The following is a 14556-nucleotide window of genomic DNA, read 5'->3' as shown; positions in this document are numbered from 1 at the left end:
CGAGCATGTGGCCATTGGAAGCCACCCGCCGCGGATCGTTCCGTATGGCTATATTAGTCGCCAGCCGGCGGCGGTCGCGATACCGGCGGCAATCGCCAGCAGCGGCTTGCGGCTGGCGAGCATCACGCCAAAGGTGGCGACCAGCGCCAGGCGCGCGCCCCAGTCGCCGTAGACCGCCATCGGGGTAATCACCGCCACCAGCACCGAGCCGGCCATGGCGTTGATAAAGCGCTCGACCCGCGGGCCGATGGGCACTCGCGACATCACCAGCACGCCGCCGCTACGGGTCAGGTAGGTGACCAGCGCCATGATCAGGATAGCCAGTAGCGCGCCCAGGGGCGTCAGTGGCAAGCTCATGACGACCTCCCCTTGGGCGTGTTGCGCGGTGGCATCAGCAGGCCGGCGATGCCGCCGGCCAGGGCGCCGACGATCACATGGGAGTTCTCCGGCAGCCAGGCCAGGGCAGCGAGGGCGGCCAGCGCCGCGGCGGCCCAGGGCACCAGCACGCCGAAGTCGAGCTTGCCGCCGACCAGCATTGCCAGCAGAAAGCAGCCCATGATCACGTCGAGGCCAAAGCGTTCGGGCTCGCTGATACCGCTGCCAAACACCACTCCGAGCAGGGTGCCGAGCATCCACGATAGCCACAGCGCGATACCACCGCCTACCAGCATGCCGACGTTGGTCTCACCGCGGCGGTAGTCGGCGGCGGCCATGGCCCAGTTGGAGTCGCTCATTAGCGCCAGGCTGGCGTAGCGCTGGCGCACCGGTAGATGGCGCAGCCAGGGGTAGAGCGCGGCGCCCATCAGCAGGTGGCGGGCATTGATGGCGAAGGTCGAGGCGATCAGCGCAATCAGCGGAATCTGCGGCCCCCACAGCTCCAGGGCGGCGAACTGCGAGGCGCCGGCGAATACCAGCCCACTCATCAGCAGCGTCTCGAGCCCTGACAGCCCGCGCTGGATGGCCGCCACGCCAAACGCCAGCCCGAAGGCGATCACGAACAGCGACAGCGGCGCCATGCGCTTGAGGCCTTTTAAAGTACCCGGCCAGTCGAGCCGGGCGCTCATCTCTGCCAGGCCTCGGCGGTCAGCGACAGACTGCGCAAGCGATCTTCCTGAGCGTAGACGTCGGTGGTCATGATCAGCTCGTCGGCGCCGGTGCGGGCGACGAACTCGCTGAGCTGCTGGCGTACCGTCTCGGGCCCGCCGATCACCGCGGCGCCGAGGAATTGACCGACCTGGGCCTGCTCCATGGGCGACCAGTCGAGCTGCTCCTGAGGGGGCTGAGCGCGAGTACTGCGGCCACGGATCAGGTTGAGGAATTTCTGCTCGGCGGTGGTGGCCAGATAGTGAGCGTAGGCATCGCTGTCGGCGGCGATCACCGGCAGGCCGACCATCGCATAGGGGGCGTCGAGCAGCGCCGACGGGCGGAAGTTGTCGCGGTAGAGGCGCAGCGCCTCGTGCAGGTAGCCGGGCGCAAACTGTGCGGCGAAGGCGAACGGCAGCCCTAGCTTGGCGGCCAGTTGGGCGCTGTAGCCGCTGGAGCCGAGCAGCCACAGCGGTACCTGAGTGCCCTGGCCGGGAATCGCGCGCACCCGCTGGCCGGGTTTGGCGTCATCGAGGTAGCCGCGCAGCTCCTCGAGGCGCTCGGGAAAGTCGTCGACCCCGGCGTTGGGATGGCGGCGCAGCGCAGCCATGGTGGCGCCGTCGGAGCCCGGCGCGCGGCCCAGGCCCAGGTCGATGCGCCCGGGATAGAGCGTCTCCAGGGTGCCGAACTGCTCGGCGACCACCAGCGGCGGGTGGTTGGGGAGCATGATGCCGCCGCTGCCAACGCGGATACGCTGGGTCGCCCCGGCGATATGACCGATCAGCACCGAGGTCGCGGCGCTGGCGATGCCGTCGATGCTGTGGTGTTCGGCGAGCCAGTAGCGGGTGAAGCCCAGCGCTTCGGCGTGGCGAGCGGTAGCCACGCTATCCGCGAAGCTGTCGGCGATGCTGCCACCGTGGCGGATGGCCGCCAGGTCGAGCACCGAGAGGCGGGTAGTGGCGAGTTGGCCCATGGGTCCCCCGGAAAAGTCATTAGCGTGCTTTCTATCTGTCACTCCCTTATGGGGGTGGCCGCGATATTTTGCAAATGCTTTGTGTCTCGGCCCGCCCCCGGCGTCCCTTGCTTGAGTGGCCGGGAGTGACGTGTTGCGAGATCCCTGCAGCGGGTGTTACTGCTATTGGGGTATGTTAGGTTGTACAAAAATGTGACAAATCGATAGGGAGCGTCGTATATGGCCAACCCCGGAGGGCAACGGGTCTTCTCGGTGTCAGCGGTACTTATTATTGCGCTGGTGGCGGTGGGCGCCATCTTCCCCGAGCGCTTCGGTGCCGGTGCAGAGTCCGCCCTGGCCAGCGTCACCCAGCTGTTTGGCTGGTTCTACCTGTTTTCCATGTTCGGTTTCGTGGTGTTCCTGCTCTCCCTGGCGTTCAGCAAGTACGGCAAGATCCGCCTCGGTCCCCAGGACAGCTCGCCAAGCTACAGCTTCTTCTCCTGGGTCAGCATGCTGCTGGCCGCCGGCTTCGGCGTCGGGCTGGTGTTCTACGGCATGGCCGAGCCGATGTCTCACTACATCGAGCCGCCCTACGGCGACGTCGAGGCCGAAACCACCGCTGCGGCGCGCTACGCCATTCAGTACAGCTACTTCAATTGGGGCGTCCACCAGTGGGCGGCTTTCTCGCTGGTGGGGCTGATCATCGCCTACTTCCAGTTCCGCAAGGGCCAGGCCGGGCTGGTCTCCTCGGTGCTGTCGTCGGTGACCGCCAAATACCCCAAGGCGCGGCCCTATGCGCCGGCGCTGGACGTGTTCGCGGTGGTGGCCACGGTGATGGGGGTGGCCACCTCGCTGGGGCTTGGCGTGCTGCAGATGAACGGCGGACTGAATGCGGTTTTTGGCGTGCCCGAGAGCGTGCTGTGGCAGTTCATCATCCTGTTCGTGATGTTTCTGGCCTATATGGCCTCGACCTGGTCGGGGCTCGACAAGGGCATCAAGCGGCTCTCCAACCTCAATATGATCCTGTGCATCGGGCTGATGCTCTACGTGCTGATCACTGGCCCGACCCTGGCGATTCTCGAGACCGTCACCCTGGGGCTCGGCGACTACCTGCAGAACTTCATCGGCATGAGCCTGCGCATCTCGCCCTATAGCGACAATACCTGGGCCAGCACCTGGACGATCTTCTACTGGGCCTGGGTGATCGCCTGGTCGCCGTTCGTCGGTACCTTCGTGGCGCGGGTATCGCGGGGCCGCACCATCAAGGAGTACGTGTTTGGCGTGCTGCTGGTGCCGCCGCTGCTGGCCTGCCTGTGGATCGGCGTATTCGGCGGTGCGGCACTGCATATGGAGCTTGGCGGCGACGTCGGCCTGGCAGCGGCCACTGAGGCTAACATTACGGTGGCGCTGTTCGAGATGTTTGCGCTGATGCCGTTCACCCCGGTGCTGTCGTTGGTCGCCATCTGCCTGATCTTCATCTTCCTGGTGACCTCGGCCGACTCGGCGTCCTATATCGTCGCCCAGATGACCGATAACGGCTCGATCAACCCGCCGCTCTACAAGCGGGTGGTGTGGGGCGTGCTGATCGCCGCCATCTGCCTGACGCTGATCGCCGCCGGCGGACTCACCGGCCTGCAGTCGGCCGCGGTGCTCTCGGCACTGCCGTTTACCTTTATTCTCTACGGCATGGCCTATGTGCTGATCAATGAGCTGCGTGCCGACCGCAAGGCGATGCTGACCCAGCTCTACCGCCGCCACGGCGAGACCCCGGTAGGCGCCGACGTCTTCGAGGCTGAGTTGCTCAGCGAGGAGGAGCGTGTGCGTCGCGCACCCAATGTGATCAATCGCCGTATCAATACCCGCGATAATTGAGTGGAGCGTAATATGCACCGCGCCCGTGTCTGACATGGCAGACGCGGGCGCGGCGTTTTATGATGGTGCTCAGACCATGACGACAATAACAGGAGCACCGCGCTGACCATGCCGCTGTTCAGAAAGCGCCGCTTCGGGTCGCGTCGCTCCCATGGGGCAACGCCGCGGCTAATGCCGATGCGGAGTCATTCCCGCTTCGATGACTGGTTGAACCGCTGCGTCGACATCGCCGTTACCCTGGCGCTGTTGGTGGGGGGCGTCGCCCTGGCAGTGCACCTGTTTCTGTAAGGCTGCCTCTTCATCCGCTGAGCCTATCCGCGGGCCGCACCTTGAGATGGTTGATCACGCCGCCGGCGGCCAGCAGCGTGCGCTGACGCTGGCTGAGGCCGTGGTGCAGGCGCATCTCGCCCTTGCCGACGACCTCGGCGGCAAGCGTGGGACCGGCGGCTAGCTGGGCGTGTAGGTCGCGGATGATGAGGCGGTCGTCCTGTGCCAGGCGCTCGGCGTCGCTGTCATCGACAAAAGTGAGCGGCAGCGCTCCGAAGCACACCAGGTTCTGCCAGTGGATACGCGCGAAGCTCCTGGCCACTACCACCTGCAGTCCCAGATAGCGTGGCACCAGGGCGGCGTTTTCGCGGCTCGACCCCTGACCGTAGTTGTGACCGCCAACGATGGCGTGGCCGCCGCGTGTGCGGCTTGCCTCGGCGCGCGTAGCGTAGTCCGGGTCTACCGCCTCGAAGGTGAACGGTGCCGAGGCGTAGACGCTGCTCCAGTAGGGCATGACCCGCTGGCCCGCCGGCATGATGTCGTCGGTGGAGATGTTGTCCCCGGTGACCAGCAGCACCGGCACTTCCAGGGTGTCGGGCAGTGAGGCGAGCTCGGGCAGCGCCGGGGTGTTATCGGTCTTCTGCAGCGGCTTGAGGCGTGCCTCGGCCGGTGCCAGCGGCGCCGTGAAGAGGTCGCGGTTGATCACCATGCGCGCCGGTTCCTGGATCCGTGGATAGGCCATGTCGAGGCTACGCGGATCGGTGATCACACCACTCAGCGCCGAGGCGGTAGCGGTCTCGGGACTGCACAGGAAGACGCTGTCCTCGCGGGTGCCGGAGCGGCCCGGGAAGTTGCGCGGCACGGTGCGCAGGCTGTTGAGGCCCGCCGCCGGTGCCTGCCCCATGCCGATGCAGCCGTTGCAGCCGGTCTGGTGCAGTCGCGCACCGCAGGCGACCAGATCGGCCAGATAGCCCTCGTCGATCAAGTTGGTCAGCACCTGGCGCGACGACGGGTTGATGTCCAGCGAAACGCCCTCGGCCACGCGACGCCCGCGCACCATTTCGGCGACCACCGCAAAGTCGCGGTAGCCCGGATTGCCCGAGGAGCCGATATAGGCCTGATGCAGCGGCTCGCCGGCCACCTCGCGCACCGGCACCACCTTGTCGGGACTCGACGGCAGCGCGATCAGCGGCTCGAGACTCGACAGGTCGAGGGTCTCCTCGCGGTCGTAGGTGCAGCCCGGCTGCGCGGCGAGCGGCTGCCAGTCAGCCTCTCGGCCGCGGGCCGCCAGAAAGCGGCGGGTCTCCGCGTCGCTGGGAAATAGCGTGGCGGTGGCCCCCATTTCGGTGCCCATATTGGCCATCACGTGACGGTCCATGGCGGACAGGCCGTCGAGGCCTGGCCCGTGGTACTCGATAATGGTGTTCTTGCCGCCGGCCACGCCGTGTCGGCGCAGCAGCTCCAGCACCGCGTCCTTGGCCGAGACCCAGTCGGGCAGGCGCCCCTCGAGGCGGATGCCCCAGATCTCCGGCATGCTCAGGTAGAGCGGTTCGCCGGCCATGGCCATGGCCACCTCGATGCCGCCGGCGCCGATGGCCAGCATGCCCAGCGAGCCGGCCGCCGTGGTGTGGCTGTCGCAGCCGACGATCGACTGCCCCGGCACACCGAAGTGCTCCATATGCACCGGATGGCTGATGCCGTTACCGGGACCGGAGTACCAGACCCCGAAGCGCTCACAGGCACTCTTCAGGAACAGATAGGTCTCCGCATTGAGCTGGTCGGCCTGCACCAGGCCGTGGTCGATGTACTGCACGCTGGGTGAGGTGTGCACGCGGTCGAGGCCCATGGCCTCGAGCTCTAGCATCACCAGGGTGCCGAGCACGTCCTGCAGCAGAGCCTGGTCGATGCGCAGGGCGATCTCGCTGCCAGGGGTCAAGTCGCCTTCTAGAAGGTGGTTGCGGACCAGCTGCTGGGCAAGGTTGAGCGGGGCGCTGGAAGAAGTCATGGGGTGTGCCTCAGGCGTGTTGTTGTCGTGGTTCGTTGGTTTGGCGCGCGGGTGGGTGCATCTGCGCGGCACGCGCGGCAAGGATGTGCGCGCGCATCACCGACGCGGCCCATTCGCCGTCACCGGCCGCCAGCGCGCGGATGATCTCGCGGTGATGGCGCATGCTGCCGCGAAGCTCTTCGTCGCTGTAGTGGTGAAAGCTGCGGCGCGACACCGGCACCTGGACGATGGCCTCGAGAAGACGCTGTAGCCGCGGACTGTCGGCGGCAGTGATCAGCTCGGCGTGGAAACGGTTGTTGAGTCCCGCGATCTCGTCGATGGCCTGGTTGTCGCCGCGCTCGCACAGCTGCTCCATGTGGCAGGCCAGCTCGCCCAGCGAATCCAGCTGCGAGGCCTCGATGCGCGTGGCCGCGCGCCTCACCACCTGGGGCTCGAGCAGAACCCGCAGCTCGAAGACCTCCTCCACGTCGCGCTGGGTCCAGGAAACGACCCGCGCGCCGTGGTGAGGTATCACCTCGACCCAGCCGTCAGACACCAGACGGCGCAGGGCCTCACGGATCGGTGTGCGGCTGAGTTCCAGCTCCTGGCCGATGGTGGCCTCGCGTACATAGCTGCCGGCCGGATAGTGCCCGTCCAGGATGCGCTGCTTGATGATGGCGTAGACGCGGTCGGCGGCAATCATGAACTCACTCTCTTCAGGGCACGGCGCGACGAGGCATGACTAAGGTCGTAGCGCATATTGTGTACCATTGTTTGAAATATCGCACAATATGGGCCTATATTGGCGTCAAAACGAGAAGAGTTGTATACCATTTTAGATTAACCCCCATCTCTTACATAACGACACGCTGAGACCGCCATGCCTACGCGCCCCTATCGAATCGGCCAGATCGCGCTGAGTCCCCCTGCGACATTGGATATCGAGATGCTGTTCATGCGGCCTGGCGGGGAGCGGATATGAGCCTGTCTCCCACCGAACTGGCCGGCGTCAAGGCGCTGACCTTCGATGTCTTTGGCACCGTCGTCGACTGGCGCAGCAGTGTGATCCGTGAGTGCCAGGCATTGGGCGCGGCGCGGGGACTGAATGTCGACTGGCCGGCCTTCGCCGATGCCTGGCGCGGCGGTTATGCGCCGGCCATGGATCGCGTGCGCCGTGGCGAGCTGCCGTGGACGCGTCTCGATGAACTGCATCGCATGACGCTGGACAGGCTCCTCGACGAGTTCGCCATCCATTCGTTGAGTGAAGCCGACAAGCAGCATCTCAACCGGGTCTGGCACCGGCTGACGCCCTGGGACGATAGTGTCGAGGGGCTCCATCAGCTGCGCCAGGGGTTCATTCTGGCCACCCTCTCCAATGGCAATATGTCGCTGCTGGTCAATATGGCCAAGCACGCCGGTCTGCCCTGGGACTGCATTCTCTCGGCGGAACTGGCCGGGCACTATAAGCGCGATCCCGAGGTCTATCAGATGGCGGCTCGGTTACTCGACCTGCGCCCACAGCAGATCATGCTGGTTGCTGCCCATCAGGATGACCTGCAGGCCGCTCACCGCGAAGGCTTCCGTACCGCCTATGTGATGCGCCCGCTGGAGCATGGCCCCGATGCCGAGCCCGACCTGAGTCTCGATCCGGTATTCGACTACGTGGCGCATGACTTCCACGACCTGGCCGATCAACTGTTGCGGAGTTGAGGCGAAACGCTGCCATGAAGCTTGACACTACGTCACTCAAGTTGTTCGTCAGAGTCGCTGAAAAGGGCACGATTGCCGCTGCCGCGGAGGCCGAGTTTATCGCCACCTCGGCAGTTAGCAAGCGGATAAGCGAGCTGGAGGAGGTGTTCAATACGCCGCTTTTGACGCGTACCAACAAGGGCGTAGAGCTGACTGCAGCGGGCATCGCTTTACTCAATATGGCGCGGAGTGTGCTGCATAACCTCGACGATATTTTCGTTCAGATGCGTGAATATTCGAGCGGCCTGCGCGGCAATGTTCGTGTCTATGCCAATATGTCGGCCATTACGCAGTACCTGCCTGGAGAGATACAATCATTTTTCCTTAAACACCCGGAAATTAATATCCATCTTGAGGAAAAAGTCAGTCCTATCATTACCCGCGAGGTGGCGAGTAATGGGGCCGATGTTGGCGTGTGTGCCCTGCTGCCTCATGGCCATAGCCTGGAGACTTTTCCCTACCATACCGACGAGCTGGTAGTGGTGGCGCCCCGCGACCACCCGCTGGCGGTCAATGAGATTATTTGTTTCGATGAAACCCTAGGCTATGCCTATGTCGGGCTGCAGTCGGCGAGTGCCATCAACCTTGAGTTGATCAAGGCCTCCAGTCAGGCCAATCGCCCACTGAATATCCGTATTCAGGTGACCAGCTACGATGCCCTATGTGTGATGGTCGAGGCTGGATTGGGCATCGGCGTGGTACCTCGCGGTGCGCTGAGACCCTATGCTGGCGGGATCGGGATCAAGGTGATTGCACTGCGCGATGAGTGGGCAAGGCGCAAGCTTGCAATTTTCATTAATTCGTTCGAATCCCTGCCCATGGCAGCACGTCTTTTTGTCGAACATCTGGTGGAGTCTTCGCAGAAAAGCTCGCTTGAATCGACAGATAGTGGTTAAGAATTTTTGCCATCGTATTTCGCGATGGCGGGATCATGAATGACTATTGCCTGTTGCCGATATGCATCTACAACCCCGCGCAATACTCCACTATATTCTGTTCAAGGGCAGTCGTTGCCCAAGGAGGCCACTCACGCCGAACCGAACGGATGCCGAGATACAACTATTATATTGATCCGTTGCTAAAACGTTGCATATAACAACATAATCGAGGTAAACCCGATGAACGCTACGCTCAAGTCCTTCCGCAAGGCTCGCCAGCTGTTGCCGATCTCCCTGCTCGCGGTCGGCAGTATCGCTGCCGGTGTCGCCCAAGCCCAGGATTCACTGAATATTGGCGCCGTGCCGACGGGTACCGGCTGGTTTTTCGGTATCTCCGAAGGTGCCCGAGTGATCAGCGCCAATACCCCCTACGAGATCTCCGTTCGTGAGACAGGTGGCACCCGCGAGAACGCCATTCGCCTGGGCCGCGACGAACTGGACCTGGCCTTCACCGAGGCGCTTGTCGGCTACGAAATGTATAACGGCATTGGTCGCTTCGAGGACACGCCCAACGAGAATGCGCGCCTGCTCTACTGGATCGCCCCTTCGACCATGCACTGGGCGGTGCGTCAGGACTCCAATATCGAAACCTTCGAAGGTCTCAACGGCGAGCGCTTCAACCCCAGCAGCATCGGCGGCGGCGGCGAGTACATCACCGAACTGGTGTTCGACATCCTCGGCGTCGAGCCCGACTTCCAGCGCATGCGTATCGATGATGCCGCTGAAGGCGTGATCGACGGGCGTCTGGTGGGCTTCAGCTATAACGGCGTGCCTCCGATTCCGGCCTTTACCGAGGTGCACTCGTCGCGCCCGCTGCAGCTGCTGTCGCTCTCCGAGGAGCAGCTCGACCTGGTGACCGAGGAGCTGCCGTTCCTGGCCCCGTCGGTGATTCCGGCCGGTACCTACCGCGACATGGAAGAAGCCACGTCGTTGGGCATCTATATGGGCGTGGCCGCCAATGCCAGCCTCGACGACGATATGGTCTATGAGATCACCAAGGCCTATTGGGAGAACCATGAGCAGGTGGCGGCCTCCTTTGCACCGGCCGACGGCGTGACGCCCCAGGACGTGATCGACAACGCGACCTTCCCGCTTCACGCCGGCGCCCTGCGCTATTATCAGGAGCTTGAGCTGGAGATTCCTGACGAGGTGATTCCCCCCGAGGCGCAGTAACTACCGTCACTGCCCCGTCGTCGGCTCTGCCGTCGGCGGGGTATTGTTTGATTACGTCCATTCGTCGTCGGCGGCGTAGGCTTGCTGATGCGGGAGCTTGATAATGGATACGCCTCGAGAGCAACAGGTTGTCGAGAAATATGCCGAAGATGCCGGTAAGCGCAAGCTGACTGGCGTCTGGTTTCTGGTCATGCGCGCCACTGCCGTGTCCATGGCACTGTTCCACCTTTATGCGGCGATCACCGGTGCGGTCAACACTCAGAACGCGATCCACCTGATGTTCGCACTGCCGCTGATTTTCCTCGCTTATACCTGCCGGGTGCGGGACAGCGATCGACTGCCCTGGTACGACGTGATCCCGGTACTGATGGGGGTGGCGATCAGCGCCTACTATATCTACCACTTCGACCGCATTCTCTATGATCTCGGCTATCTGATGCCGACCACCGCGGATCTGATATTTGGCATCGCCGCCATCCTGCTGCTGCTGGAGGCGTGCCGCCGCGCCATCGGCCTGGCGTTTCCGGTGCTGGTGCTGGTGGCCTTGGCCTACGCCTATTTCGGGCGCTATCTGCCCGGAGTATGGGGCCACGGCGGCTACGGCTGGGCGGACCTGGTGGCGACCTTCTACATGAGTCCCACCGGTATCTACGGTAGCCTGATGCGCACTTCGTCGACGGTGATCGTGATCTTCATCATGTTCGGTGCGCTGCTGGTCACTACCGGCGGCGGTGATACCTTTATGCGCCTCTCCAATGCCGCCACCGGGCGCATGTCGGGGGGACCGGCGAAGGCGGCGACGCTGTGCAGCGCGCTGTTCGGCAGCATCAGCGGCAGCACCGCGGCCAACGTGGCCACCACCGGGGTGTTCACCATCCCGCTAATGAAGAACAACGGCTATAGCCCGCGCTTTGCGGCGGCCACCGAGGCGTCGGCGTCCACCGGCGGGCAGATCCTGCCGCCGATCATGGGCGCGGCGGCCTTCGTCATGGCCGACGTGATCTCCACCAGCTATCTCGAGATCATCGGCGCGGCGCTGATTCCGGCGCTGCTGTTCTATCTGGCGATCTGGATGAGCGTGCACTTCGAGGCCAAGCGGCTGGGCCTCACCCCGGTACCCAAGTCGCAGCGCCCGACGCTGCGCGAAGGGTTGTTCAATATCGAGACCCTGGTGGTGCCGATCGCGGTGCTGGTGACCATGCTGGTGCTGCGCTACACCCCGACCACCGCGGCGGTAGCCGCCTACTTCACTGCGGTGGCGATCTATCTGTTCTCGTGGCGCAGCCCGGGCACGCTGTGGGAGCGCATCAAGTCGCTGCCGGCTGCCCTCGAGGCCGGGGCCATGACCGCGGCGATGATCGCCGTGATCATCGGCAGCGTGGCCATTATCGCCTCGGTGATCAGCCTCACCGGCCTGGGCCTCAAGGTCTCCTCGGTGATCCTGGTGGTCAGCGGCGGCGATGTATTGATCACCCTGGTCCTGGCGATGGTGGTGGCGATCATTCTCGGCATGGGTCTGCCCACGGTGGCTGCCTATATGCTGGCGGCGTCGGTGGTGGCGGCGGCGTTTATCGAAGCCGGGCTACCGAGCCTCTCGTCCCACCTGTTCATCCTCTACTTCGCGATTCTCTCCGGGGTGACGCCGCCGGTGGCGCTGGCCGCCTATATCGGCGGGGCGATCGCCGGTTCGCACTGGTTCAAGACCGCCCTGACGGCGACCAAAATTTCGCTTGGAGGCTTCCTGATACCCTACATGTTCATCTACCACCCGCCGCTGCTGGGCAACGGCACGGCGCTGGAAATCGCGCTGGCGGTGGGGTCCGGGGTGCTGGGGATCATCGCCCTGGCGGGCTCGACCATCGGCTATTTCCTGCGGCCCTGCAGCTGGCTCGAGCGTGGGCTGCTGCTCGTCGCGGCGCTGATGCTGATCACCGGTCAACTGCTCACCGACGTGATCGGTATCGTGCTGATCGTCGGCATGTTCGGATGGCAATATCGTCACAACCGGGCGACGCTACCCCGCTCCTCCTCACCTGCAGCAGGCAAGGAACCCGCGCAATGAAGATCGTGATTCCCGACGACTATCAAGACGTAGTACGTACCTTGGATGCTTTCGCCAAGCTCGAGGGCCATGAGGTGACGATCCACCATGACACCTTGACCGATCTCGATGCCCTGGCCGAGCGCTTCAAGGACGCCGAGGCGCTGGTACTGATCCGTGAGCGGACCTGGATCACCGAGGCGCTGCTGGCCAGGCTGCCCAAGCTGCGCTATATCAGCCAGACCGGCGGCGGTGCGGCGCATATCGATCAAGACGCCTGCGCGCGCCACGGGGTCAAGGTGGTGACCGGGAGCGGCTCGCCGGTGGCCGCCGCCGAGCTGACCTGGGGCCTGGTGATGGCAGCGACAAGGCATATTCCTCAGGAAGTCGAAAACCTCAAGGCGGGGCGCTGGCAGCGTACCCTGGGCACCGGCCTCAAGGGCCGCACCCTGGGCATCTTCGGCTACGGCAAGATCGGCAAGCTGGTGGCCGGCTACGGCCAGGCATTTGGCATGCAACTGCTGGTATGGGGGCGCGAGGGTACCCGCCAGCGCGCCGCCGAGGATGGGCTCGAGGTGGCCACCAGCCAGGACGAGCTGTTCGCCCGCAGCGACGTGCTCAGCCTGCATTTGCGCCTCAACGACGAGACCCGCGGTATCGTCACGGCGGAGCATCTGGCACTGATGCAGCCCGAGGCGGTGTTGATCAACACCAGCCGCGCCGAGCTGATCGCCTCCGGGGCCCTGGAGGCGGCGCTGCGCGCGGGCCGCCCCGGGCGTGCCGGCATCGATGTCTTCGAGCAGGAACCGCTGTTCGAACATCCCATGCTGCAACTACCGGGGCTGGTGGCCACCCCGCATCTCGGCTACGTCGAGAAGGATAGCTACGAGCTCTACTTCGGCGATGCCTTCGATAACCTGCTGGCCGCCGCCAACGCCTGAGGAGAGTGGCCATGAGCCATCGTAACGACAGTCTCGATCCCCAGGGGATCGCCGTGCGCCGCGAGGTGCTCGGCGACGCCTACGTCGACCGCTCGCTGGACGGCGCCGACGACTTCAGCTGGCCGCTCCAGGAGCTGGTGACTCGCAACTGCTGGGGCGATATCTGGACCCGCGAGGGGCTGCCGCGGCAGACTCGCAGCCTGGTCAATCTGGGCATGATGGTGGCCCTCAACCGGCCCCATGAACTCAAGATTCACCTCAAGGGCGCGCTCAACAACGGCTGTACGCCGGCGGAAATCCGCGAGGTACTGCTGCAGAGCGCGGCCTACTGCGGCTTTCCGGCAGCCATCGACGGCTTCCGGGTGGCCCGCGAAGTGCTCGCCGAGGAGGGCATCGCGTTTCGCGACGGCGAGTGATACGGAGCGGTAATAACAACACGAGAAGCACAAGATAGGAGATCACTTATGCACGCCACAGCATTCCTGCGCCGTCACCTGAGTGCGGCGCTGATGTCCGCGACGCTGGTCGCCGCCACTCCGGCGCTGGCCGGTGAGTCACTGAGCATCGGCGTGGCCCCCAGCGCCAGCGGCTGGTACTTCGGCTACTCCGAGGTGTCGCGGATCGTCAGCGGTGCCACCGACCACGAGATATCGGTGCGCGAGACTGGCGGCTCGCGGGAGAACGCCATTCGCCTGCTCGGCGGCGAGATCGACCTGGCGCTGATCGATGCCATCGGCGCCTATGAGGGCTACCACGGCGAAGGCCAGCAGACCGACCACCACAACCCGGATATGCGGGTGATCACCTGGGTGGCGCCGTCGACCATGCACTGGGCGGTGCGCCAGGATCGCGATATCGAGACCTTCGAGGACCTCGAGGGCCAGCGCTTCAACCCCAGCAGCATTGGCGGCGGCGGCGAGTACATCACCGACATGGTGTTCGAGGTACTGGGCATCCAGCCGGATTTCCAGCGCATGCGCATGGATGATGCCGCCGAGGCGGTGGTCGACGGGCGCATTGTCGGCTTCAGCTATAACGGGGTGCCGCCGATCCCGGCCTTTACCGAGGTGCACTCGTCGCGGCCGCTGCATATCCTGTCGTTCAGCGATGAGCAGCTCGAGGCGGTGACCGAGGCGCTGCCGTTCCTGTCGCCGGCCACCATCCCCGCCGAGACCTACCGCGATATCCCCGAGGCCACTACCCTGGGCACCTTTATCGGCATCGTCGCCAACAGCAGCATGGACGAGGAGACCGCCTACGACCTGACCCGTGCCTACTGGGAGAACGTCGAGGCCATCGCCGAGAGCTTCGCCCCGGTGGAGGGCATGACCGCGCAGATCGCCCTCGACAACACCTCGACGCCACTGCATCCCGGCGCGCTGCGTTACTACCAGGAGGCCGGTCTGGAGATCCCCGAGGAGGCCCTGCCGCCTGAAGCCCAGTAGGCTTGATCACCATGCATCGACCTCGCCAGGCCGCCGTCGGGCGGCCTGCTGCTATCCGGGGTTATCGCATCGGTGGAGCCCAGCGCTTAGGCTGAGGGTGAATCTTTCGCC

The 14556-nt window shown here is 64.4% G+C and carries 14 protein-coding genes; 9 read left to right on the top strand and 5 right to left on the bottom strand.

The annotated features are described in order from the left end of the window. Nucleotides 1-48: 48 nt before the first annotated feature. The 3 genes from IEI94_RS12795 to IEI94_RS12785 are packed head-to-tail and all read right to left on the bottom strand — an operon-like array spanning nucleotide 49 to nucleotide 2056. On the bottom strand, nucleotides 49-357 hold the full coding sequence (locus tag IEI94_RS12795) for an AzlD family protein (protein ID WP_191167697.1): 309 nt from the start codon (nucleotides 355-357) through the stop codon (nucleotides 49-51). Then, a complete protein-coding gene (locus IEI94_RS12790) occupies nucleotides 354-1064 on the bottom strand; it encodes an AzlC family ABC transporter permease (protein WP_191167696.1) in 711 nt (236 codons plus the stop codon). The genes IEI94_RS12795 and IEI94_RS12790 overlap by 4 nt, the downstream gene beginning before the upstream one ends. Then, complete coding sequence (locus tag IEI94_RS12785; RefSeq protein WP_191167695.1) at nucleotides 1061-2056, bottom strand: LLM class flavin-dependent oxidoreductase; 996 nt, start codon at nucleotides 2054-2056, stop codon at nucleotides 1061-1063. The genes IEI94_RS12790 and IEI94_RS12785 overlap by 4 nt, the downstream gene beginning before the upstream one ends. A gap of 219 nt (nucleotides 2057-2275) precedes the next feature. Between IEI94_RS12785 and IEI94_RS12780 the strand changes: the two genes are divergently transcribed. Together IEI94_RS12780 and IEI94_RS12775 are read left to right on the top strand one after the other, a co-directional pair. Continuing rightward, a complete protein-coding gene (locus IEI94_RS12780) occupies nucleotides 2276-3907 on the top strand; it encodes a BCCT family transporter (RefSeq protein WP_191167694.1) in 1632 nt (543 codons plus the stop codon). A 108-nt stretch (nucleotides 3908-4015) separates the two neighbouring features. Beyond that, complete coding sequence (locus IEI94_RS12775; protein WP_191167693.1) at nucleotides 4016-4195, top strand: hypothetical protein; 180 nt, start codon at nucleotides 4016-4018, stop codon at nucleotides 4193-4195. A gap of 10 nt (nucleotides 4196-4205) precedes the next feature. Here IEI94_RS12775 and IEI94_RS12770 read toward each other — a convergent pair whose 3' ends face one another. Together IEI94_RS12770 and IEI94_RS12765 are read right to left on the bottom strand one after the other, a co-directional pair. Then, on the bottom strand, nucleotides 4206-6179 hold the full coding sequence (locus IEI94_RS12770) for an aconitate hydratase (RefSeq protein ID WP_191167692.1): 1974 nt from the start codon (nucleotides 6177-6179) through the stop codon (nucleotides 4206-4208). 10 nt (nucleotides 6180-6189) lie between these two features. Continuing rightward, a complete protein-coding gene (locus tag IEI94_RS12765) occupies nucleotides 6190-6861 on the bottom strand; it encodes a GntR family transcriptional regulator (RefSeq protein ID WP_191167691.1) in 672 nt (223 codons plus the stop codon). Nucleotides 6862-7136: 275 nt separating this feature from the next. On the opposite strand from IEI94_RS12765, the gene IEI94_RS12760 reads away from it, so the two are divergent. From IEI94_RS12760 to IEI94_RS12730, 7 genes are all read left to right on the top strand, one after another. Beyond that, nucleotides 7137-7868 (top strand): haloacid dehalogenase type II, encoded by a 732-nt coding sequence (locus IEI94_RS12760; RefSeq protein ID WP_191167690.1) that lies wholly within the window; start codon nucleotides 7137-7139, stop codon nucleotides 7866-7868. Nucleotides 7869-7882: 14 nt separating this feature from the next. Next, nucleotides 7883-8803 carry a LysR family transcriptional regulator gene (locus IEI94_RS12755; RefSeq protein WP_191167689.1) on the top strand — a complete coding sequence of 307 codons (921 nt, stop codon included), beginning with the start codon at nucleotides 7883-7885 and terminating at the stop codon, nucleotides 8801-8803. A 222-nt stretch (nucleotides 8804-9025) separates the two neighbouring features. After that, nucleotides 9026-10018 (top strand): TAXI family TRAP transporter solute-binding subunit, encoded by a 993-nt coding sequence (locus IEI94_RS12750; RefSeq protein ID WP_191167688.1) that lies wholly within the window; start codon nucleotides 9026-9028, stop codon nucleotides 10016-10018. Nucleotides 10019-10121: 103 nt separating this feature from the next. Beyond that, nucleotides 10122-12080, top strand: a complete 1959-nt coding sequence (locus tag IEI94_RS12745; protein WP_191167687.1) for a TRAP transporter permease — start codon at nucleotides 10122-10124, stop codon at nucleotides 12078-12080. Next, entirely contained in the window at nucleotides 12077-13000 is a 924-nt protein-coding gene (locus tag IEI94_RS12740) for a D-2-hydroxyacid dehydrogenase family protein (RefSeq protein WP_191167686.1), read from the top strand. The genes IEI94_RS12745 and IEI94_RS12740 overlap by 4 nt, the downstream gene beginning before the upstream one ends. Before the next feature lie 11 nt (nucleotides 13001-13011). Beyond that, nucleotides 13012-13416 carry a carboxymuconolactone decarboxylase family protein gene (locus IEI94_RS12735; RefSeq protein ID WP_191167685.1) on the top strand — a complete coding sequence of 135 codons (405 nt, stop codon included), beginning with the start codon at nucleotides 13012-13014 and terminating at the stop codon, nucleotides 13414-13416. A gap of 48 nt (nucleotides 13417-13464) precedes the next feature. Then, a complete protein-coding gene (locus IEI94_RS12730; RefSeq protein ID WP_191167684.1) occupies nucleotides 13465-14445 on the top strand; it encodes a TAXI family TRAP transporter solute-binding subunit in 981 nt (326 codons plus the stop codon). The last annotated feature ends 111 nt before the right edge of the window (nucleotides 14446-14556 follow it).

This window comes from Halomonas sp. ML-15 (assembly GCF_014779595.1).
GTDB lineage: Bacteria > Pseudomonadota > Gammaproteobacteria > Pseudomonadales > Halomonadaceae > Franzmannia.
The sequence above is the reverse complement of the archived record's forward strand: the minus strand, read 5'-3'. Positions and strand labels throughout refer to the sequence as shown.